21 protein-coding genes and 2 pseudogenes are annotated in these 21,284 nt (G+C 69.2%); 13 read left to right on the forward strand and 10 right to left on the reverse strand.

The genetic code is table 11. The features are described 5' to 3' along the window. Positions 1 to 216, forward strand: a 216-nt coding sequence (locus ACIQI8_RS41975) for a hypothetical protein (RefSeq protein ID WP_402363448.1), incomplete at its 5' end; no start/stop codon positions are given. A gap of 616 nt (positions 217 to 832) precedes the next feature. Next, positions 833 to 2,758: a pentapeptide repeat-containing protein gene (locus tag ACIQI8_RS41980; RefSeq protein WP_402363451.1), complete on the forward strand. Its 1,926-nt coding sequence runs from the start codon at positions 833 to 835 to the stop codon at positions 2,756 to 2,758. Between the two features lie 174 nt (positions 2,759 to 2,932). Here ACIQI8_RS41980 and ACIQI8_RS41985 read toward each other — a convergent pair whose 3' ends face one another. The 3 genes from ACIQI8_RS41985 to ACIQI8_RS41995 form a co-directional block, all read right to left on the reverse strand. Next, entirely contained in the window at positions 2,933 to 3,103 is a 171-nt protein-coding gene (locus ACIQI8_RS41985; RefSeq protein ID WP_402363453.1) for a hypothetical protein, read from the reverse strand. Positions 3,104 to 3,230: 127 nt separating this feature from the next. Continuing rightward, positions 3,231 to 4,190, reverse strand: coding sequence for a pentapeptide repeat-containing protein (locus ACIQI8_RS41990; protein WP_402363456.1), 960 nt, complete (start codon positions 4,188 to 4,190; stop codon positions 3,231 to 3,233). 913 nt (positions 4,191 to 5,103) lie between these two features. Beyond that, positions 5,104 to 5,238, reverse strand: coding sequence for a hypothetical protein (locus tag ACIQI8_RS41995; protein ID WP_402363458.1), 135 nt, complete (start codon positions 5,236 to 5,238; stop codon positions 5,104 to 5,106). A gap of 640 nt (positions 5,239 to 5,878) precedes the next feature. Here ACIQI8_RS41995 and ACIQI8_RS42000 point away from each other — a divergent pair. From ACIQI8_RS42000 to ACIQI8_RS42040, 9 genes and pseudogenes are all read left to right on the forward strand, one after another. Then, positions 5,879 to 6,202 (forward strand): hypothetical protein, encoded by a 324-nt coding sequence (locus ACIQI8_RS42000; protein ID WP_402363460.1) that lies wholly within the window; start codon positions 5,879 to 5,881, stop codon positions 6,200 to 6,202. After that, a complete protein-coding gene (locus tag ACIQI8_RS42005) occupies positions 6,199 to 6,780 on the forward strand; it encodes an RNA polymerase sigma factor (RefSeq protein WP_402363463.1) in 582 nt (193 codons plus the stop codon). Before ACIQI8_RS42000 ends, ACIQI8_RS42005 begins: the two co-directional genes overlap by 4 nt. Further along, entirely contained in the window at positions 6,777 to 7,781 is a 1,005-nt protein-coding gene (locus tag ACIQI8_RS42010; protein ID WP_402363466.1) for a hypothetical protein, read from the forward strand. The genes ACIQI8_RS42005 and ACIQI8_RS42010 overlap by 4 nt, the downstream gene beginning before the upstream one ends. 55 nt (positions 7,782 to 7,836) lie before the next feature. Then, positions 7,837 to 7,893: pseudogene (locus tag ACIQI8_RS42015) on the forward strand (hypothetical protein); the annotation flags it as partial. A gap of 15 nt (positions 7,894 to 7,908) precedes the next feature. Next, positions 7,909 to 8,622 carry a helicase associated domain-containing protein gene (locus ACIQI8_RS42020; protein WP_402364060.1) on the forward strand — a complete coding sequence of 238 codons (714 nt, stop codon included), beginning with the start codon at positions 7,909 to 7,911 and terminating at the stop codon, positions 8,620 to 8,622. Between the two features lie 403 nt (positions 8,623 to 9,025). Continuing rightward, positions 9,026 to 9,223, forward strand: a complete 198-nt coding sequence (locus ACIQI8_RS42025) for a hypothetical protein (protein ID WP_402363468.1) — start codon at positions 9,026 to 9,028, stop codon at positions 9,221 to 9,223. Positions 9,224 to 9,462: 239 nt separating this feature from the next. Beyond that, entirely contained in the window at positions 9,463 to 10,755 is a 1,293-nt protein-coding gene (locus ACIQI8_RS42030; RefSeq protein ID WP_402363471.1) for a pentapeptide repeat-containing protein, read from the forward strand. Continuing rightward, positions 10,754 to 10,951, forward strand: a pseudogene (locus tag ACIQI8_RS42035) (Helicase associated domain protein); the annotation flags it as partial. The gene ACIQI8_RS42030 and the pseudogene ACIQI8_RS42035, both read left to right, overlap by 2 nt. Positions 10,952 to 11,017: 66 nt before the next feature. Next, entirely contained in the window at positions 11,018 to 11,806 is a 789-nt protein-coding gene (locus tag ACIQI8_RS42040) for a hypothetical protein (RefSeq protein WP_402363474.1), read from the forward strand. A gap of 52 nt (positions 11,807 to 11,858) precedes the next feature. On the opposite strand, the gene ACIQI8_RS42045 is transcribed toward ACIQI8_RS42040, so the two are convergent. Beyond that, on the reverse strand, positions 11,859 to 13,043 hold the full coding sequence (locus ACIQI8_RS42045) for a pentapeptide repeat-containing protein (RefSeq protein ID WP_402363477.1): 1,185 nt from the start codon (positions 13,041 to 13,043) through the stop codon (positions 11,859 to 11,861). Between the two features lie 959 nt (positions 13,044 to 14,002). On the opposite strand from ACIQI8_RS42045, the gene ACIQI8_RS42050 reads away from it, so the two are divergent. Then, positions 14,003 to 14,287, forward strand: coding sequence for a hypothetical protein (locus ACIQI8_RS42050; protein ID WP_402363479.1), 285 nt, complete (start codon positions 14,003 to 14,005; stop codon positions 14,285 to 14,287). A gap of 64 nt (positions 14,288 to 14,351) precedes the next feature. Here ACIQI8_RS42050 and ACIQI8_RS42055 read toward each other — a convergent pair whose 3' ends face one another. Together ACIQI8_RS42055 and ACIQI8_RS42060 are read right to left on the reverse strand one after the other, a co-directional pair. Continuing rightward, entirely contained in the window at positions 14,352 to 14,525 is a 174-nt protein-coding gene (locus ACIQI8_RS42055) for a hypothetical protein (RefSeq protein WP_402363482.1), read from the reverse strand. A 115-nt stretch (positions 14,526 to 14,640) separates the two neighbouring features. After that, on the reverse strand, positions 14,641 to 15,132 hold the full coding sequence (locus ACIQI8_RS42060) for a hypothetical protein (protein WP_402363485.1): 492 nt from the start codon (positions 15,130 to 15,132) through the stop codon (positions 14,641 to 14,643). Positions 15,133 to 15,399: 267 nt separating this feature from the next. Between ACIQI8_RS42060 and tpg the strand changes: the two genes are divergently transcribed. Then, on the forward strand, positions 15,400 to 15,954 hold the full coding sequence (gene tpg / locus ACIQI8_RS42065) for a telomere-protecting terminal protein Tpg (protein WP_402363488.1): 555 nt from the start codon (positions 15,400 to 15,402) through the stop codon (positions 15,952 to 15,954). A 68-nt stretch (positions 15,955 to 16,022) separates the two neighbouring features. Here tpg and ACIQI8_RS42070 read toward each other — a convergent pair whose 3' ends face one another. The 4 genes from ACIQI8_RS42070 to ACIQI8_RS42085 form a co-directional block, all read right to left on the reverse strand. Continuing rightward, positions 16,023 to 17,132 carry a hypothetical protein gene (locus ACIQI8_RS42070; RefSeq protein ID WP_402363491.1) on the reverse strand — a complete coding sequence of 370 codons (1,110 nt, stop codon included), beginning with the start codon at positions 17,130 to 17,132 and terminating at the stop codon, positions 16,023 to 16,025. Positions 17,133 to 17,145: 13 nt separating this feature from the next. Continuing rightward, complete coding sequence (locus tag ACIQI8_RS42075) at positions 17,146 to 17,889, reverse strand: AAA family ATPase (protein ID WP_402363494.1); 744 nt, start codon at positions 17,887 to 17,889, stop codon at positions 17,146 to 17,148. Then, entirely contained in the window at positions 17,889 to 19,712 is a 1,824-nt protein-coding gene (locus ACIQI8_RS42080; protein ID WP_402363497.1) for a Mu transposase C-terminal domain-containing protein, read from the reverse strand. The genes ACIQI8_RS42075 and ACIQI8_RS42080 overlap by 1 nt, the downstream gene beginning before the upstream one ends. Before the next feature lie 78 nt (positions 19,713 to 19,790). Further along, a complete protein-coding gene (locus ACIQI8_RS42085; RefSeq protein ID WP_402363500.1) occupies positions 19,791 to 21,116 on the reverse strand; it encodes an AAA family ATPase in 1,326 nt (441 codons plus the stop codon). Between the last annotated feature and the right edge of the window lie 168 nt (positions 21,117 to 21,284).

A 21,284-nucleotide genomic window follows, 5' to 3' on the forward strand; every position in this document is an offset into this window, starting at 1 on the left:
AAAGATCAGCCAGAAAAGAAATTAAGAACAAACTCAACTACAATCAATTTCGCAAGCGCAATTCAAATTCCGGCGCAAGCGCCGGAATGGAATTCCGCAAGCGGAATTCTAAAGGCAAGACAATTCGCGCAAGCGCGAATTGCAGGCACCCGCGCAAGCGCGGTCGCCAAGGCTGGCAGCAAGAGGGGGTGCATCACGCGCGGGCCTGTGTGGTGACTGGGATTCCCAGTCACCACACCCGCAACGGATGTGACGGGCCGTCGGTCCGTCACGCGCCGGCCCCGCCATGGTGAACGGGCTCCGCTGCGCTCCACCCGAACCGCTCCCCGGCATCCTGGCCCGCTCCGATACGTCCATCAGACCGGATCGACATACACCACAACCAGCCACAGCAAGGCGAGAATCGGTCGTGCGTCATCCTGGAGGACGGAAGTTGCGGCAAGGGCTATGCATCATGGAATCAAACTGTGTAACTCCTGGGCCATGACAGCACACCCCAGGGGCTCACCTCATTGCGCCGGGAATCTCTTTCTCATTGCGTGCCGCATTACGCGAAAAGGAGAACACGGGAATGGCCGGGAAACTGCGTGACCATCAAATCGAGGCTGTCAGTGCCATCGTGCGCGGTCTCGATGTCCCGCCGGGTGGTATTCCGCGGGTGGCAGGTTCGTACGCCTCAGCGCCCCGTGCCTGACAGATCTGCGGGTTGTACGGGCACGTTCGCAAACACGAGAGCCGATCCTCTGGCGCTGCCCTTTCTTCATCGAGCCTGAACCGTTCGCGGCCCCGGGGCGTCCCTTACGAGGACCTGACACCGTGGAGTCGCCGCGTCATGAGCACATCTGAACCGCCGGCCTGGCCGCACTGCGCGCGGGGCGCAGACCCTGTTGTCGACCCCGTCGGCTGTCGCGGCATCCACGTCCCCGGGCACACTGCGTGCCTCGCTCACCTGGCCGAAGTCCATCGTGACGCCTACCTGGCCAGCCTGGCTCCCGGCGCCAGGATCGACCACCGGGGCACCACGTTCACCGAGTCCCTCCTGGCTGCCCTACTCAACGCCCTCCGTGACCTCGCGACAGGCCACGCCCGCTTAGGCGACGCCGGGTTCGGGTCGGCGACCTTCGAGAGCGACGCCTGGTTCAGGTCGGCGACCTTCGAGGGCAACGCCTGGTTCGAGTCGGCGACCTTCAAGAAATACGCCGAGTTCGGGTCGGCGACCTTCGAGGGCGACGCCCGGTTCGAGTCGGTGACCTTCGAGGGCGACGCCCGGTTCGAGTCGGTGACCTTCGAGGGCGACGCCTGGTTCGACTCGGTGACCTTCGAGAGCGACGCCTGGTTCAGGTCGGCGACCTTCGAGAGCGACGCCTGGTTCGACTCGGTGACCTTCAGGGGTTATGCCGGGTTCGAAGCGGCGACCTTCAAGGCCAACGCCATGTTCGGGTCGGCGACCTTCGAGGGTTACGCCGTGTTCCGGGTGGCGTTCTTCGAGGCCAACACCTGGTTCGGGCTGGCGACCTTCGAGGCCGAGGCCGAGTTCGAGGCGGCAACCTTCGAGGCCGGCACCCGGTTCGAGTCGGCGACCTTCAAGGGTTATGCCGGGTTCGAGTCGGCGACCTTCAAGGCCGACGTCAGGTTCACAGCAGCCACGTTCTCGAATGCCACCGCCGTGGGGCCTCTCGTGTGTGCTGGGCGAATTTGGCTGTCCGGGGCGGTGTTCGGTGGCCCGGTGACCCTGTCGTTCGCCGCGCGCCGTCTGGAGTGCCGCCGGACTCGCTGGTCGGCCACGGCGGAGATACGTCTTCGCTACGCCACGGTCGACTTCGCCCACGCGGTGTTCGAGTACCCCCTCACAATCGCTGCGGAGCCGGACCCGTTCGTGCTCACCGACGGTTCCGAGGTGGCGGATGCCGCCCTCGCGGGCGCGGCCGGCCCGGGTGTGAGGCTGGCGTCGCTGCGCGGTGTGGACGCGGCGCATCTGGTCCTGGCCGACGTCGACCTGTCGGGCTGTCTGTTCGCCGGCACCGTGCACCTGGACCAGCTGCGCCTGGAGGGCGCCTGCACCTTCGACACCGCCCCGTCCACGGTGCGCTGGCGGCGCTGGCCGCCCGTGCGGTTCACCCAGCGCCGTGTCCTGGCCGAGGAGCACCACTGGCGGGCCAGTCAGCCGGGAGCGGTGCGGGGCTGGAATGTGGCGGTCCTGGGCGCGGGCCGGGTGGGGCCGTTGCAGCTGGCTCCGGTCTACCGGGCGCTGCGCAAGGCCTTCGAGGACGGGAAGCACGAGCCGGGGGCTGCGGACTTTTACTACGGGGAGATGGAGATGCGTCGCCAGGCCGGCGACATCCCCCGCAGTGAGCGGGGGCTGCTGAGCGTGTACTGGGCGTTGTCCGGGTACGGTCTGCGCGCCTCTCGGGCCCTGGCCTGGCTCGGGGCGGCCATGCTCCTCACCGTCGTCCTGTTGATGGCTTTCGGCCTCGCGCAGGACACCCCGAAGCAGACCGCGACCGGCACCGTCCCGGCCGGCGGGGGCACGGTCACCTTCGAGATCGACCAGGACGATCCCCGCAACCCCACCGGCAACCGGTTCACCGGCGTGCGCTTCGAGAAAGCTGTAAACGTCACCCTCAACTCGGTGGTGTTCCGCGCCTCCGGCCAGGACCTGACCACCGCCGGCACCTACATCGAGATGACCTCCCGCCTGACCGAACCCGTCCTGCTGGGCCTGGCCGTCCTCGCCGTCCGCAACCGCGTCAAACGCTGACGACCCCGCCCCGGCCAGACCGAGTCGACGACTTCGCCGGCGCCGACCCCGTCGACGACTTCGGGTTGATGTCACTGCCGTCGACTCCCCACGGCGGTGCCGACCAGCGGATGATCACAGGGGGCACGTGGCGGGCCGCTGCGCGTCCGACGGACACCGCCGTGCTGCACGTGCTCAGGTCAGCGCCGGGTGCGTGGCCAGGGCGCGCAGGAGGGTGTTGGGGGTGGGGGTGGTGCCGGTGGCGAGGTGGTGTGTCTCTGCGCCGTCCGCGGGCCATGCTGCGCCCCGTCCCAGCGGGTGTCGGCGCGAGGTGGCGGTGCGCCAGCTGTAAGCAGTCGTTCCCATGACAGCCGATCAGCTATATGCCGGTCGATGAGCTACTTGGTCATCTCATGACAGCGGACCAGGCTGGCCTCCACACACATGACCAGGAAATCGACAACAGAACGCGGCTGACGCGCAGCCGCTGCCATCAGCACGCCCGCTCACACCCTCGCACACTCGTCATGGTTGCGCCGGTCAGGTTCGTTCCGAATAGAAGCGCGCCGGTCAGGTTCGCGTTGCTCAAGTCCGCGTATCTCAAGTCCGCGCCGGTCAGGATTGCCGCGCTCAGATCCGCGTATCTCAAGTCCGCGCCGGTCAGGTGTACGTAGCCCAGGTCCGCGTAGCTCAGGTCTGAGTTTTCCAAGACCGCGTAGCGCAGATTCGCGGTGCGCAGATGCGCGTGCCTCAGCTGCGCTCTGTCTAGGTGTGCGTTGCTGAGATTCACGTCGAGTAGGAGAACCTGGTTGAGGTTCGCGCCCTCCAGATCTGCATTGGACAGGTTTGTGTAGGCCAGACCCGCGTTGCGCAGGTCTGCTTGGTGCAAGTACGCGCCGTGCAGGTTTGCGTTTAACAGGTTCGCACCGGTCAAGTCCGCGTTGTTCAGGTCCGCGTTGCGCAGGTACGCGCCGTGCAGGTACGCGCCGTGCAGATCTGCGCCGTGCAGGTCCAACCCACTGGTGTGATCGGCGCTGAACAGGACGGTCAGGGCGGCGGCGACGTCGTTGGCCGGACCGTCCTGTTCAGTACTTTTGGAACCTCTTTTGGAAAAGGGTGCGTGGCTGCGGATGTAGGCGCAGACGATGCTGATGATGGTGGTCTGATCGCGCGGGGAATCCTGCATGATGCGCTGCAGGGCGTAGAGGCCGCCGAGTCGGACGTCTTCGCTGTCATCTCCGAGGTTGGTGACTGCTGCGGTGTAACGGTCGGTGATTTGCCCTTCGCGAGTCAGCTGCTGATCACTGTTGACCTGCCGGATGGACACCGAGGTGAACCCGAGAGCCGCCAGGGTGGAGATGCTGACCAGCAGCGCTATGGATCGCTCGAATCTCGCCCACCACCCGGTCCGCTCAGCAGACTGCGGCGTATCCGCCGCAGCGATCTGGGCCATCGTGGTGGAGGAAGTGGGAAAGGCCGTACGTATCCGCTGAGTGGCGCCCTGCCGAGTTCCTGGCCTACGTGAACCAAGCGGCCACTGTTCGCGCCGCGCGCGTCGCCGGCGTCCGACAACCCGATGCAACTGCCTGATGCGCGCGCCCGCTCTGGGCATTCCCCTCGCCATGGCCCCATTTCAACCCGATTACCCAATGACGGCGGGGCGCTGCACTGGTTTGTGACCATTCCGCTACAGGTAGTACGGCGGTGAGCGTGGGCGCAATGCCGCAGCCAGGACACGCCTGCATGGGTGGCTATCCGAGCCAGACGACTGGTGAAGAGGCAGTGTTCCCACCCTGCACTATTCGGGCTGAAACAGCGCACTACCTCGTCCTCACCTCAGGCGAGACCTTGAGGATCACTGGCCGCCGGGTTAGCGTTCGGAGACCTGCCAGCACCAGCACCTTCAGGAAGTCGACATGCCTCGCCGGACACCGGGCGAGATCAGGTCTCAGCTGCCGCTTCGGGACACAAGGCACGCCAGACGGACCGTCATACCAGGGCTGTCTGCGTCGGCGAACCGACAGATCCTCCAGTTCGAGCGCGAGCGCGGCCTGTCCAGGGGTGATGTCGCTCTCGCATTCCGACGCTGGACCCTGCGGGCTGGCCGACCCCGTGGTGCCGACGAGTGGCACTACGGGTATTCAGACGTCCCAACCGGGCATATCCGCACACTGCTCGAAGTGGCGACATGGAACCTGCGGGCCCGGGCTCGACGAGAACTGCGAGCCGCGCTGGACCCTGTCGACGCACGCGTCCTCAGGCGAACGGTTAACGACCCTTTCGCCCCAGAACATCTGCACTGGTGGCTCCGGCGTATCGAAATCTGAGGCAGCCCGGAGGCGGCTGGCCCGCCGAGCGCTCTCGGACTATCCGTCTCCGTCTTCCTGGCAGGCGGCGAGGTAGTCCGCCCAACTGTCCTGCGCGAACCGAGCCCACTTGTGCGCCGTGCCCGGGTCGATGCCGAGGAGATCACTGACGACGATCGGGGGCAGTTCCGTCATGAACTCGATCATGGCAGTGTTCCGCGCGCTCAAGCTCGGCCGGATGCGAGCCAGAGGCGCCGCCCGTCAGGCCGGCGCCCTCGCCGTTGACCCACGGCGGTTACCCGATGCGGGTCTCGCCCATCTTCAGGCTCATGGTGATGTTCTGAGGCCGGATGTCGGGTGTCTTCTCGGTGGCGGCGATGTTCGCCATCTCCGTCATGATGCGTCCGAAGTCGACCTCGGCTGTACGCCTTCTCCGTCCTCGTCGCTTCCTACCTGAGTTGCTCGGCAGTTTGACCAGGCGGCGTCTGCCTGTGAGGTCGTCGATCACCACGACGCGGTTGCCGTCGATGCTCGCGACACCTGGGAGGTTCGACCCCACGACTCGTACGTACTCGGCCGCCGGCGGGAAGGACGTGGGGTTGTCCTGCTCTTTTTCGTGACGCCAGGCCCGGGTCCACGCCGACTCCCAGGCCGGCCAGTCCGCTTCTGGGACCTCGCAGGCCTTCAGGTACGCCTGGAACTACTGCAGGCTGTGCGGCACCGCCTGCTTGTTCACTATGCGGTGCGCGGTGCTGCGCGGCAGTATCCCGAACCGCCCGCTCGCTGCTCCATCGTGCGCAGGGAGGGAAGTTCCTGCCGCCGGGAGTTCACGATCATGGCCCTGTCCGCCTCTTCACTGCACAAGACTCGTCCGGGGGACCCCGGCGACGCAGGGGAAGGGCAGGAGATGGACACGACCACGGCCGTCATCACCATCGGCTCGGTCATCACCACCAAGGCTTTCGCGCTGCTGGGACTCTGGCTGCGCCTGCGCTGGCGTGCACGCCGCGAGCGGGACCGCCACGGCTACCTTCTCCGCGTCGCTGAGAAGCTAGCTGGCACTGGCCTCGTGGAGATCGACGACCAGCACCGTGACGGCCACCGACTGCGGCTGAAGCTCTCCCGCACCCCAGAAGAGGCGAAAGAGAAGGCAGCATGAGCAGCAGCCCGGAACCGGCGGACGGCATCGACCATTCCGCTACCGCACCCGCGCCACCGGACCAGCCGGACGTGCAGCAGTTGTTACGGCAGGCGAAGGACGCTCAGTTCAGCGCCTTCTACCAGACCACCGTCGGCCGCCTGGTGGGCTTCCTCGTCAACCAGGGAGCCGGTGTGGAGGTCGCCGCGGACATCGCCCAGGACACCATGACCGCCGCCTACCGGAGCTGGGACGACATCAGAGAGCCCCGGGCATGGGTGCACACGGTCGCCTCCCGCTCACTGGTCCGCAGGATCGCCTCCACCAGTGAGCAGAGCGTGGAACAAGTGCCGGAGCCGACATCGCTGCTGGCCTGCCCGGATGACGTCGCGGAATTCGAGACCCGCCATGATCTGCTGCCCCTGCTGCGCCGCCTGCCACCCCGGCAGCGCCAGATCCTGGCCTGGACCCTGGCCGACTTCACTCCTGCCGAGGTCGCCGGAGAACTCGACCTGACCGACGAGGCCGTACGCGCCAGCCTCTACAAAGCCCGCCGCACTATAGCCGCAGCCCTCAAGGAACGGGAGGGAGAACAGTGACCGACCACCACACCGGCAACTCCTGCGACCAGGCCGTCACCAACCGGATCGAGCGGCATCAGCAGGCTCTGGAGAGTGCTCTCGATGGCGTCCTCGACATCGAGGCGGGTCTGCGGGAGATCCTCATCCACTCTCGCCACGACAGCGCTGTCGATCGGCTCGGCACCCTCCTGGGCACCGAGGCCGGACTCGCCGCGATCCTTCCCCCCGCCGCTTCCCGGCTCCCAGCCCCCGACACGGGTGATCCCGCCAGTGCGGAGGAAATCCCGCTCGCTCTCAGTCCGGCAGGCCGCATGACCCTGCGTAACAACCCCGACGTCAAAGCAGCCAGCCTCGCCCTCACCCGCGCCCTCACCCGCGACCTCAACCTCGACCTCAGCCTCGACCTCGCCCTTGACCTTGCCCGCGCCCTCGACCGCGCCCTCGACCTCCACCGCGACCTCAACCTCGCCCGTACCATCGCCCGCGACCTCGGCCGTGACCTCGACCGCGCCCTCGCTCTCGCCGGTGACCTCGACCTCGGCCTCCACGTCGGCCGCGACCTCGACCACGCCCTCAACCAAGCCCTCAACCACGCCCGCACCCTCAGCCGCGCCCTCAACCACGACCACGGCCTGGACCTCGCCCGCGACCTCGACCGCGCCCTCACCCTCACCCTCACCCCCGCCCGCGACCTCAACCGCGACGTCGTCCTCCAAATCCGCGCCAGAGAGGTCTGCCGGGCCATCGGTTGGGTACTGCGCCGGGAGCCACCCGTGCTCGACACGGACTCGGTGCACACACTCCTGGACGACTTCACCAACGCCGACCTCCGCACCGCCGACCTGACCGGCATCGACCTCAGCGGGGTCCACTGGTCAGAACACACCACACAGTGGCCGCCAGCCGTAGACATCGAAGATCTCAAAAGCCACTCCGCCGAAACACCACCCGGCAGCGGAACCTGGATCATCCGCTCCGGCACCGCAACCATCCGCGACCACGCCGCGTACCTGAAATGAACCTCTCGCAGATCCACGCGAAAGACCGGCCTGCCGTAGCCCCGTGCGCCGTACGGTGCGCAGCGGAAGCGGGACTCCACTCGGGCAGTGGATCGCGGAACAGCGACGGGCATACGGTGCGGGGCAGATGACCGGTCAGCGAGCCTGGCGGCTGGAGAAGCTGGGCATGGTCTGGTCGGTGGCCGATGAGAAGTTCCAGGAGAACCTGGACGCCGCGAAGGCCTACTACGACCAGCACTGGACGCTGTGCGCTCCCCGCACGGCCACCATGCTGGACCGGCCGGTGGGGCAGTGGCTGTCCAACCTGCGACGTCCCGGCACCCTGGACGGCCACCCCGAGTGGGAGACCGCGCTACGGGAGGTCGACCCGGACTGGAACCCGGTGTGGCCGGCGGATTGGCAGCGGCACTACGCGGCCGTGCGTGAGCTGCTGCGCGATGAGGACCGGGCCGACGTCCTGCCGGGCGTCACCGTGCACGGCCAGGACGTCGGACGGTGGCTCAACAAACAGCGCCAGCACGCCACTTGGGCCGGGCTGACGGACAGGCAGCGCGAGCGCCTGGAGGCGATCGGCGTCGCCCCGCTGCCACCAGAACCGGAGGCACCCGCGAAGACCCCCCAGGGCGCCCTGAGCGCCTTCGAACGGGGCGTTGCAGCTCTGGCGCAGTACAAGGCCCGCACCGGCTCTGTGGCGGTTCCCCGGGGCCACGTAGAGGTGCTGGAGGACGGGTCGGAGGTGAAGCTCGGGGTGTTCCTGTCCAACACGAAGACCAGGCGCACCAAGCTCGGTGCCGACAAACTCCAGCAGCTCGCTGCCCTCGGACTGACGTGGGCCCGGTAGGCGTTCGGCCACCCCACGCCCCGCGAAGGCCGCCTGTCCGCCACGAAAGCATGTCGAGACGACCGGACGGCCTGGGGCGGGGACGGCAGAACAATGAGAGACCGTCAGGCTCCAGGGCTCGGCTGGCTGGTGCCTGCCGTATGGCCGCGGGAGATTCGCGAGTAGCACGGCGGGGAGATGGATGTGCTGGTAGGCGCCTGGGCGCCTGGTGGTGGCACGCCTCGCGATCGGTGTGTGCGGGGCGCCAGACTACCGCGTACGGCATTGTCATGCAATGTCTTTGCGCAGGTCAGAGGGGGTGTAAGGCTGTTTGATGCGCTACTGTGACGGTCGTCGATGCACGTCTCTGGCGTGGTGTGTGGGCCCTGCTTGCATGCCCCTGAGCCATGAAGGACCCATTCCGGTGACCTCACGCCCGAACCGCGATCCGAACGTGCTTGCCTTACTCGGCTTGATGGCTGTGTTGGTCATCCTGGCTATCAGCGGCATCGTCATGTACGTGACGTACCAACACCCCGCCCTTGCTGAGCCGTTCAGTGTGGCAGTGGGCGTCGCAGCGGTGCTGCTCACGGCTGTAGGGCTTGCCGTCACACGCCGTTGACGTTGCACGTTCATCACTGTCGCCGTCCGGGGCCGGATATTGGCGGGCCGCCGGGTCGGACCTCGATGTAGGCGAGGACGATCACAGTGCGCGGGGCGGTGACGAAGTACAGGACGCGGACCTGGTCGGCGTTGTCGGTGTACTCCCTCAGCTGCGGGCCGGAGTCGGTTATGGAGCTGTTTTCAGCTTCCCAGTGAGGGGCCGGAACCGGTGGTGGGGCTGGGTTGTCTTGAGGGAGCATGAGCGCATTTCTGCCCCGGCGCCGTGCGGAGCGGCGTGGTCTGCGGTTGTGGCCGGTCGGCCCGGTGTTGGCCGTGACCTTCGCCGCGGCGATCGTGGTGGCGGCCGTGGTGTTCTACGCCGGCTGGGATCTGCTGGGTGCGCGGGGGTTGAAGGCTGAGCGGCGCCTGGATTCCCAGACGCTCTTCGATCTGGTGAAGCTGTCTTTCGGTGTGGTAGCCGGTGCCGGCGCGCTGGTTGCTCTGGTGGTGGCTTACCGACGTCAGCGGGTGGATGAGGACGGTGCTTTGCGGGAGGCCACGCGGCTGCACACGGAGCGTTTCACCACGGCGGTCGCGCAGCTCGGGGATGACTCCGCCGCGGTCCGGCTGGGTGGGGTGCACGCGCTGGCCGGCCTCGCCGACGACGCCCCCACCCGTGGCCTGCGGCAGACCAGCATCGACGTGCTGTGTGCCTATCTGCGGCTGCCCTACACCGCGCAGGCCGACCTCCCGGACGACGATGCTCCGGCCCGGCACGCCTACCTGGCACTGCGGGAGGTACGGCACACGATCATCCGCCTCATCCGCGACCACCTTCGCCTGGCGGCCGACCACCCCCACTCCTGGCAGGGACACGACTTCGACCTCACCGAAGTCGTCTTCGATGGCGGCGACCTCTCGAAGGCGCAGTTTTCAGACGGCACGGTCAGCTTCGGCGGGGCGCAGTTCTCCGGCGGCACGGTCAGCTTCTACGGGGCGACGTTCTCCGGCGGCACGGTCAACTTCAGCGGGGCGCAGTTCTCCGGCACGGTCAACTTCAGCGGGGCGACGTTCTCCGGCACGGTCAGCTTCGGCAGGGCGGCGTTCTCCGGCGGCATGGTCGACTTCTACGGGGCGACGTTCTCCGGCGGCACGGTCAGCTACAGCTCGGCGAGATTCTCCGGCAGTACGGTCAGCTTCCGCGATGGGCAGTTCTCCTCCGGCTGCCAAGTCCACTTCATCCAGGTGCAGTTCGACGGCGGAACGGTCGACTTCACCGGGGCTCAGTTCTCCGGCAGACCGCTGCTCACGGGCGCCGTGGCCGACTTCCGGCTGGCGCGATTCGACGGCGGAACGGTCGACTTCAGCGGGGCGCAGTTCTCCGCCGGCGCAGCCGCCGACTTCAGCGGGACGGCGTTCGCCGGCGGCACAGTCTGCTTCGACGGCGCGAATGGCGTGGCGCCGGCCGGCCTGGTTCCGTCCGACAGGGCGGCCCTGCCTTCCGGGGTGAGCCTGCCCGCCGCATGGTATCCGGGTGAGGGTACGTCTTGAGCGGCGCGTTGCTCTCCTAGCGCAGTACAAGGCCCGCACGGGTTGTGTGACGGTCCCCAGGGGCCACGTGGAATAGCTGAAAGACGGGACCAGGGTCAAGCTTGGGGTGTTCCTGTCCAACACGAAGACCAGACGCGCCAAGCTCGGTGCCGAAAGACTCGCTGCCCTCGCCGCACTCGGGCTCGACTGGGCATAGTGGGCGCCGAAGTGGACTTGATGTGAGCTGGCCCGAGATTCGGTTGGATCACCTTACGCTGGGCGGGTGACAGAGTGTGTTGATAACCCGGCTGAACGACTTCACGCGGTCCTCGTTGCGTTCTGCGTCGCGGGCAAAGAGCTAGGCCCAAACCAAAGCAACTGGCACGCATGGGCCAAAGCGCTCAGCTATGAAGACTCGGTAGTGGCTTCAGGAGATGCAGAGTTCTTTCGTCGTCTCGCTGAAGTGAAAGATCTACCGGGCAAGGTACGCCAGGCTATTTCCCTCGTTGTGACCGACGTCCAGCATCGGGAGTACCTGCTAAAACCGCTGCTCGGAGTCGATGCGGGGCTGGAGGCAGCGTGGCAACCCAGCCACAATATCGCCCAGGTGTGGCAGCACTTCAGCGACGGCGGTAACACGGACAGCAGTGCCGCGATCTACAGCCTGCAAGGTTGCGCCGGTGAACTTCGCAGAGCGCAAGTGGAGGCTGGCCTGACCGAGGCTGAAGGGCGGGATCTCACCGCTCTCATCAACGAGCTTACGGAAGCGGTGATCGCTTCCGAGCTTGATGAGACAGACAAACAGTTCCTGCTCGCTCGCCTGAACGAGATGCTTGCAACTGTCCAGCAGGCACGACTGCGAGGCCGCTACTCAGTCGAGTCGGCTACTGATGCAGCTATGGGGGCCCTGTCACGCCGCCCGAACCTCATCCAACGGATGATCGACGCGAGCTTCTTTGACCGTGTCACCGCCTTCTTTACCAAGGTCAACGCTCTGCTGGTCCTCGTGAATCAGAGCGAGCAGTTGACGCAGGAAACGGTACGCGCGATCGAACGCGGTGTCGGCGGCTAGAGCAGGTCACCCTGACTGTCAGCGGCATCGGGGCGGTCTTTGTGAAGGGCCTTCAGCGGCGGAGCGCGGAGGTCGATCCGACAGTGGGGTAGAGCCAGGCAGGCATCCTGGTTGATTTGTTCGTGACTGCCGACACCGCTTGTTCCACCGTGAGACCGCGTACGCGCGAAAGATCCGTCATCCGCAGGTCAGTCTCCGTGAGGATCGCCTCGGACAGGTTGGCCTCCGTGAGCGCCGCACCGCACAAGCGGGCCCGTGTAAGCGTTGCCTCGGACAGGTCGGCCCGTGTGAGCGTCGCACCGAGCAGATCGGCGTCCGTGAGCGTCGCACCGGACAAGTCGGCCCGTGTGAGCTTCGTCTGGAACAAGTCGGTCCGTGTGAGCCGCGCCCCGCGCAGATCGGCACTCATGAGCATCGCCTCGGACAGGTTGGCCTCCGTGAGTGTCGTCTCGGACAGGTTGACCTCGGTGAGATCGGCCTTGTTGAGTTTGGCGCGGGCGAGGTGGAGCTCGCGGAGGTCGAGTTGTTCGCGGGGGTCGACGTGGGGGCGTGATTCGGTGCGGGTGAGAGCGGTGAGGGCCGCCTGGACGTCGGCGGGAAGTTCGTCGGCCCGGTCGTCGCTGTCCGGAGTCGAGACATCCGAGCTGGAGGTCGGGGGGTCTGGGCTGCCGGTGGGAGGGTGGGTGGGGAGGGCTTTGGGTGTGCGGTCGCGGATGAAATGACCAAGGACGCGGGCGGCGTCGGTGGCGGCCTGTTCGGGGGCGTCCTGGACGATCTGTTCGAGGGCGAGGATCCCGCCGATCCGGACGTAGATTTCGGTGGAGCCGAGGCGTTCGAGGGCTTTGGTGAAGCGGTCGGTGATCTGGCCGCGCCGGGTCAGGCGGTAGGTGCGGGCCGTGTATAGCAGAGCGATACTGGCGCCCAAGGCAGCGGCGAACGCGACGACCGCAGTGCGCAGGCCCGTCACTAGGGCCGCCGATCCCTTGGCCAACTCCCCCTTGTCGATGTACTTACCGTCGATGACATAGGGACCGCGCACCAGGAGCCAGGGCAGCCCGACCAGCAACACTCCCACCCCGGCCACGATCAGCCCGCGCATAGCCCATCTGCGGGCGCGGTCCCTCCGCTGGACCCGCGCCCGGCGTACGTCCAACGCGTCTGAGGGCTGCGGGCCCTGCAAGAACTTCAGCCCGACGTAGGTCCGCCAGAGAGCGCGCAGCGGGTGTGGTCGTCTCATGCTCCGTACATGCCGCTCCGGTGATGGTTGGTTGCAGACACTCGTTGGCCGGCACGAGTGCCACGGCGACACCCCTCAGGGCTGTGCCGTGCGGCGCCAGCCGGGCGGCACGCCGACCCGGCGCCCCGATCCCCTCGCCGGCCGCCCGCGCTCCCGCCCCACCTCCCTTATTTCTTCCTGGTGTCTTGGGCGGGCGGGGGTGGCGTAGAGGGGATGTCAGCCCAACCGGAAGCCCGCGACCACGATGCCTGACCTGGCATGACAGCAGGCCGCGGAATCTGGTCTGCGCAGGAGAAGGCGCAACCGATGACGCAAGAGATGGTGCGCCCTGACCACGGGTAGCCGCGTGTACCGGGGCTCCCCCGTCACATCCTCGCTCGATTACGACATAACGATGTAGGGGCGCAGCGGCGGCGCAGCGTCAGACGTGCGAGGCGAGGCCCGCACCACCGCCATGGTCCGGGCCTCGCTCACGCCGAAGAACAGGCAGCACCCTCCGGCTAACCGACTCGACAGACCCCTCCTGCCGCGCAGGAAGTCGCAGGTCGCCGCCCACTGTCGCCGCCCGCAGCTGTGATAGCTGGTTCTTCACCCCAGGGGGTTGCGCCGCTAACCCCGCCTTCGCCGACGCCTCGCGCGACAACAGGTCTCTTCGCCGACGGCTCTTTCGTGCCGTGCTGCGGCCCCGACCGTCTATGTGGTCGGGGCCGCAGCACGGCATGCCCGAGGAGGGGACCTGACATGCCGGACGTCATGGGTGGCCGCAGAAAGTCGCAGGTCACCACCCAGTTCAAAGCCTCGCAGCCGTGGTGGAGTTCTCCGCAGCCGGCAGTTGCGCCGCTAACCCCCGCCCGGGTGAAGGTGCCAACCAAAGAAGGTCCGCCGCCCCTGCTGCTGTCCTGCCCCGCCGTCCCGCAGCAAGGGGCGAAAGAACCCTGACCAGAAACCCGGAGTCGGCCGTGACCACCTCTGCCTTCGACGTCCTGATGACGCTCTCCAGCGGGCCCGCTTTCGTCGGGGTCATCCTCTGGCGTCTCTTCCCGGATGGAATCGCAGGCGTGCTCAGGGAGTGGTCGGCCAGCCGCACCGCGGTATGGGCACGCAAGCTGCCCGACACCCGCCCCGACGACCAGACCGCACTCGCCGTCCTTCGGCTCCTGCTCCCTTCGGGCGGGGCACCTGCGGATCAGACCGGCCCGGACCCGCAAGAACGACCGCCGACCCCGGCCGAACCTCCGCCCTGAACGGCCAGGCAGCACAGACGTGGTCGTGGCAGCCGGGGGCGCGCTGGTCACGGAGCCGCGGTGTTCACAGCCAGTGCTCCGCCCACAGGAAGATCAGGCCCGCGGCTCCGGTGCCGGCGCCGTAGCAGGCGCCGCGCAGCACCTGCGTGAGGGCAGTGCGCCGCCGTCGCGTGATCCACTTCCACGTAGCGGTGAGCTGTTCCCGCCCTGTGCGGGGCGTGTCGGGACCAGGGTTCATGGCAGACGTACCTTTCTGGATGGCGTCCTGACGGGGAGTCCGTCCGGCCGGTGGCCTCGGAACCGGTGGCCGGTGAGGGACTCCCCTTCGTCGTATCGCGGATGGAGGGTCCGGGTCAGCGGCCTTCGGTGAACTCCTGCAACCGGGCCACGAGTTGGCCATCGGGCCGGGCGACGATGACGGAGCAGTGGGGGGCGCGGGCGGCGAGCCGTTCGATCTCGCTCTCCAGGCGGCCGGTGGGCGGATGCGCGCGGGAGCCGTTGACGCGCACGTACCGGGCGAAGATCTCCAGGCCGTCCAGGAACGCGGCGTCCGGCGGGGCGGTGTCGGCCATGGAGTGGGTGAGCTGGTGGAACCAGTGCCGTGCCCGCCGTGATTCGCCCAGGCACAGGTGGTGCAGGTGCAGGCAGTAGGCGGCAGCCCGGCTGCTGGCACCGGCGGCGAGCTGCCACCAGAACTGCGCGGACTCGGGGTGCCCGGTCAGGTGAAGCAGGCAGGCGAACACCAGGGCGCCGTCGACATCGAGTTCGTCCTCGGTCATCGGCCCGTGGTCGGGGCCTTCGGCGATCTTCGCGACATGCGCGGCGGCGTCGGGTTCATTCAGCACCCACCGGCACACCACGCTCAGGCGCTGCCCGGCCTGGGCGGCGCGGGTGACGCCGGTGGCGGGGGTGCGGCGGGCCGCATCGGACAGCAGTTGGCCTGTAACCGGCCCGTCGAGGCGTAAACGACCTCATGAGATGGCGCACCTAGCCCAGTATCTGCGGGGGTGTCCCGAAGATGCCGGAAGTGGGCGGAGCGAGCGAGTGAGCGTGAGAGAACCAGAGGGCGCAGGCGGCCGCTGGGGCAGCGTTGGAACGGCTCGGGAGCAGGTATGGGCGGGATCGCTGAGGGGCTTGAGCGAGCGTTGCTGACCCGTCCCGTACCCACCGGTGACGCAGCTGTGCGTTTCCTGTTCCGGGTGGAGCAGGGCTCAACGAAGCGCGTGGCTGCCCTCCTTGGTGTCTCCCAGCGCACGGTGCAGCGGTGGGTCACCGCCCGGGCGGGAATGCGCCGCCGGCCCAGTGCCGTGCACTCGGGGCTGATCGATATGGCCGTCAGGGCCCGGTGGCAGCCCCGGGTGCGTGCCCGTCTGCGGGCCCGGGCCGAGGCCGACGGCTTTGTCCTGCACACCAGGGCGCGGTTCGGATTCGCCGCCCCGGCAGGCTCGTCGGACGACCCGCGCACCCGGCTGATCACCCAGCACCTGTCGGGAGAAGTGGCCCGCGAGCTGTTCGCCGCCCGGGACGCCGACGCGGGCGAGCAGCAGCAGATGGTGATCCTCGCCCGCGCGCTGGGGCATGCCTACTTCCGGGACGGAGGCCGTCATGCCCACGGTCTCGGGATCGCCTTCACCGACGTGGAGTTCGCCGATTTCTCCATCGGCTGACCGCATCGCCGGCCCGTCGTAGCGCGGCACTACCTCCTCGTGCGGGCTTGAGGTGTCGGAGTCCGGGCTCAGGGGGCGGGCGGGGTCTGGTGCGGTGTCAGCATCGTGTCGTAGCGCTGTGCTTCCTGGCGTTCGCGCCAGTCCCACTGGATGCGGCCGGCAGGACCGCGCTGGCCGGTGGGCGGCTGGGGTGGACGCAGCCTGGCAGCCTCCGCTACGCGCAACAGGTGGGCGCGGTCGTAAGGGCCGGTCAGCAGGTACTCGTCCTGGCCGGGCGCGAGCCGGGCAAAACAGACGGTGGCTGTCAGGAAGACGCGTGCCCACGGCGGCACGCGGTAGGTGGCGCAGCCGTCGGTGTAGCGGGCGCGGTCGTGCAGGGCCAGGGTGGCCGCGGCATCGTCGTAGTCGCCGGGGCGGGCGGTGGCCAGCTGCTGGAGGGAGGCGCCGGTGAACAGCGCGGCCGCGAGAGCGGCGGCCAGGCGGGGATGGGCGGTCACGGCGGCCAGACGCCGGACGGCTTCCCTGGCTGCCCGCTCAATGAGGGGTGCGGGTGGCAGGCGGTGCCGGAAGATGATCGCTGGCGGCGTGCACGGGGCGGTACAGGGAGCGGGACTGTCGTAGGAAACGAGGCGGTCCAGCACGGGCAGGGTGAGCCACCGGTTGGCCGAAGGGGCGGGTTCGTCGACAAACTCGGCTACGGGAGCGGTCGTGCCGTAGTAGTGGCGGCGGGCGGCCTGGAAGTCGGCGGTGAGGGTGTAGTCGGCCGTCTGCAGCGCCTGGTGCAGGGCGGCGGGCAGATGGGGGCGGTGGCAGACCAGGGTCAGGTGGATGCCGGTGAGGGCGCGCAGCTGCAGGAGACGCATCGTGCGGCGGGCGGTGAGGCGGTGGGCACGCAGGACGGTCAGCCGGGTGACGGGCAGGGCGGTGATCCAGGCGGAGGCGGCTTCCCAGGCGGGCTGACGGCCGCCGGGGAAACGCCCCGGGAGCAGGGGCGGTTTGCCCAGGGCGGCGAGAAGGTCGTGGGCGAGGCCGGTCTCGCTGGTGGTGCCCGGCCCTGGGTGCAGGGTGATCCGGCCGGACGGCACGTGGTGGGCGGCCAGGGCGGTGTGCGTGTGAACCGCATCGTCGCCCGGGTCGATGACCACGGCGACCGGCGGCGGGGGCGTGGCGGGCAGCATGGCAGCGTGGTGGTCAGGCGAGGCGGCTGAAGGCCCAGCGCAGCAGTTCCTGATCGACACGGGAGCGGCCGGTGCGGGCCAGCGCGGTACGGATGTGGGCGGTCAACTGGGCCCAGGCGCGAAAGTTGCCATGGGCGGCGTGGCTGTCGGCGAAAGCGATGTCGTCGGGGTCGGCGTCGCCCCACACCGGATGGAACAGAGGGATGACCTGCTGGACTTCGTCGGGGGTGAGGCGGGTGAAGTGCTGCCAGATGAAGATGCGGGAGGAGAGCATCGGTTCGCGGCGCAGCACGGTGTGGCAGCCCTCGCCTCCGACGAAGACGACCGCGAAGCGGGTGGCGGGCTCGTCCCACAGGTAGCGGAAGTACTCGAACGCCTCCCCGTTGAGCCACTGGGCCTCGTCGACCAGGAAGGTTCGGGGGCGTTCGGCCAGGGCGTTCTTCAGCAGGCGGTCGAACTCGCTGGGGTGGCGGGGCGGTTCGCCGGGCAGGTCGAGGGCGGTGAACAGCTCGTAGCGCACGGCCCGGGCGGTGGGGCGGGCTCGGAAGGTGACCCGTCGGACGTCCTCGCCCGGTTCGAGTTCGCGCAGGCAGGTGTTGACTGCGAGCGTCTTGCCGTGGCCGGCGACGCCGTGGATGCACATCATGGCGCGTGCGGCGACGGTGTCGGTGATGTTGTCCCGGGCGGTGAGCAGGGCGCGGGTGGTGACGACGGCTGCGTCGGGCAGGTCGACGTACTGGTAGGTGGCCGCGGTCATCAGGCGTCTCCTGCGGGTCGGAAATCGGGTTCCGGCGCAACGTCCGCCAGCGGGTCGGCGGGAGCGGAGGCGGGCGGGGGCGGCGCTGTGCCGACCGCAAGGGCGGGCGGGGTGCGCCAGTGCGCCGGAGGCGGGGCGGGCGGGATCAGGTCAGGCAGTGCCAGCCGTGCGACGTCGGTGTAGTCGGCGGCGGTGAGTTCACGCTCGGCCTGGGCGGCCGTGACGGCTCCCAGCCGCTGGGCGGGCTCCGCACTGGTGGTGGGGGCGAAGCGCTGGCGGCGCAGGCGTTCGGCGGCCTTCGCGTCGGAGCGCAGGCGCCGGGCGCGCTCCGCGCGTGCCTCGCGCAGCGCCTGCAGCTGCTCGGGGGTGGCCGCGTCCGCGAGGTGCGCCGGGCCGAGGTGGCGGCCACGGGCGTCGCAGACCTCGATCTCGTGGTCGTGGTGGGGCATGTAGCGCACGCGGACCTGGCGCCCGGCCTGGCCGGTCATCCACGCGGCGGTGTAGGTGCGGCCGCGCCAGCTCACGCCGTGGCTGGTCAGCTTCCGGGGCCGGCCGTCGTCTTCGAGGGTGAAGGCCCACAGGTCGGCGGCGGGGATGTCGGTGACAGGGGTCGGATCGGCCTGCCACGCCTCCAGTGGCGTACGGCCCGACAGGGCTTTCGGGCGGTGCGCGGTGTTCCACCAGTTCGTCCATGCCAGGACCTCCGTGGTGAAGTCCTGGAACGACAGGGCGGACACCGCCCCTGCGGTACGTCCGCGCCGCTCCGAGCGGGGCCCGGTGGGAGCGGCGGTGTAGCCGGGCAGGGCGGCGAACAGCATCCGGTCCGCAGCCCGGTTGAGGCTTTCCACCGTTCCTTTCAGATGCGGGCTGTAGGCGGGCAGGTCCTTGACCGTCACGCCCATCGCGCCGAGCGCGGTGGTGACGGCGGCCGACAGGAAGTCCTTGCCCCGGTCCATCCTCACCAGTTCCGGTACTCCCCCGGCCGGGCCGTAGGGTTCGTCCCGCACCACTGCGGCGCGCAGGGCGGCCAGTACCGACGCGCGGGAGGGATGGCCTGGGGTGACAGCGGTACCGGTGATGACCTTGGTGGCGGTGTCGATGAACCAGGTGATCCATGGGCGCACCAGGTCGCCGTCGGCGTCGACGAGCAGCGGGGCCTGGACGTGGTCGGTCTCCCAGGCGTGGTTGCGCCATGACAGCGGCCGCTTGCCGAACACGTCATGGGCGCGGGCTGCCTCCGGTCCGATGGCGAGACCGGCGCGTTCCCCTGCCGTCAGGTCGCGGCGCAGCGCGCGCAGGAACGTCGACAGGGACGGGACCGGATCCAGCAGCGGCACCTGCGACAGGGCTGCCCCGCCCGGAACAGCCACCAGGTCCGGCGGGACGGGCACGGCAGTGCCGGGCGTCTGCGCGCGTACGCCCCCGGCCTCGGCCTCGGCGCGCTCCATGAGCTGGCGGTGGACTGCGGAGGCGTTGCCGTGCCAGTACGCCAGCAGCACCCGGATCTCCGCGGTGATCTCGAACCTACTCGTGTGGCGGGCTCCGGGGTGCGCAGCCGCCGCCGGGCTCTGGGACGCCTCGGCCAGCCACCGCCACACCGTGCGCTCCGATGCCCCCAGGCACTCCCCCGCCAGCCGCACGTGCTGCCGCGAAAGACCGCCCCGGGCCCGCAGCGCCAGCAGACGACGCACGGCAGGCGCCCGCAGCGCGACCAGCGACTGCTTTCCGAGCACGCCGGCCGGATCCCCCGGCGGCGGCAGCCACTGCCCTCCCGCGTCAACGCCGTGGCCGCCGTTGGTGTCCTGCGGGCTGCTGTCCGTCATCGCGCCGTCCCTCCTCGCCGAACGGGATGAGGCTCTCTGCCGTCGGAACCGGTGTGCTCCGGGCGCGTGAGAGGGCCGTCATGCGTACGGGCCGAGCCGGGCGCAGGCCTGGTCGATCGCGTCCCGCCCCACACCCGCACCGGGGTCGCGGCCCCGGGCGGCGCAGACATGCGAGGTGATCTTCGCCCAGGTACGGAAGTTGCCGCGGGCGGTCTGCTCATCCGCCCGCACCAGGCCGGCCGGGTCAGCGTCCTCCCACACCGGGTGGAACAGACCCAGCGTCCGCGGCACGTCCTGCGTGTCGAGGCGGCTGACCTGGTGCCAGGTCAGGACCCTCGAGCGCATCGCCGCTGCCCGGGCCAGCGCCCGCTCGCTGCCCGCCCCGCACAAGACCAGGGCGGCCACGCAGCCCGGCGAGTCCCACAGCTGCCGCAGGTAGTCCAGCACCGGCGGCGACAGGCGCTGCGCGTCGTCGAGGAACAGCACACCCGGCTCGGCCAGCGCCTCCGCCAGCGCCTGGTCGGCCGGTCCGGCCCGGTGGGTCAAGGACCCCGACGGCAGCCCCAGCGCCTCGCACAACGCGGCCCGCACCTGCGGCAGCCCGGGCCCGACCCCCACCACCGCCCGCCACACCGGCACCCGGCCGGGCAGCAGATGCAGAGCCTGCTCGACCGCGACCGTCTTCCCCAGCCCTGTATCCCCGTACACGCAGCCGATCCCCCGCGCGGCGACCGTGTGCCCCACCGCCTCCACCACCCCGGCCACCTGCCGCGTCGACACCAGCCGCGCTCCCGGCGCGTACAGGCGTACACCACCGGACACCCGGGGACGCGTCACCGCGCCGGGCCGCTGTTCACCGCCCGTACTGGACGTCTCGGTATCCGGGCCGTCCGCGACCGGCGGGCCGTTCGCGCCATCTACGAAGCCGAGTTCGGCCAGCGCCCGGTCATACCGGCTCGGCTCCACCCGGCCCGACGCCGCGCGGGCGACGTGAAGCACCCGGCCCGCCCGCAGTTCGTCCTTGATCGCACGGTGCAGCGTCGCCAAGGACGGCACCAACTCCGCCCCCCAACGCTCCAGCACGCCCTCGTCCTGCGCCCGGAGCATCCTGCGGCGCAACTCAGCGACGTTCCCGCCCACCTGGGTGAGCACCTCCCACAAGGCGTCGCCCACCATGAACCCGCCCTGCTGCGGCCGCGCCTCCACCCGCCCCTCGCGTCCCTCGGCCAGCCACCGCCACACCGTCCGCTCCGTCACCCCCGCCAAACCTGCCGCGATCCGCACATGCAACGACGACAGACCGCCCTCACCCCGGTCCACCGCCAGCAGCCGCCGCACCACCACCGCCCGCTCCACCCGCCCGGCCACCGCCAGAACAGCCGGACCCGGCGCCGTCTCCCCCACCGGGGTTCCCGAACCCGTCACAAGGCCAACCCCACCGCCCCGGCCGCCCCTCCACACGAAGACCGGCAAACCCAACACAGCCGGACCGCGATCTGCTAGCCGCACCGTGACAGCCACCTGGTCACCCCATGACAGCAGCCGGTCTGCACGTCGTCACCGACCCCAGAC

Source organism: Streptomyces sp. NPDC092369 (assembly GCF_044755245.1).
GTDB lineage: Bacteria > Actinomycetota > Actinomycetes > Streptomycetales > Streptomycetaceae > Streptomyces.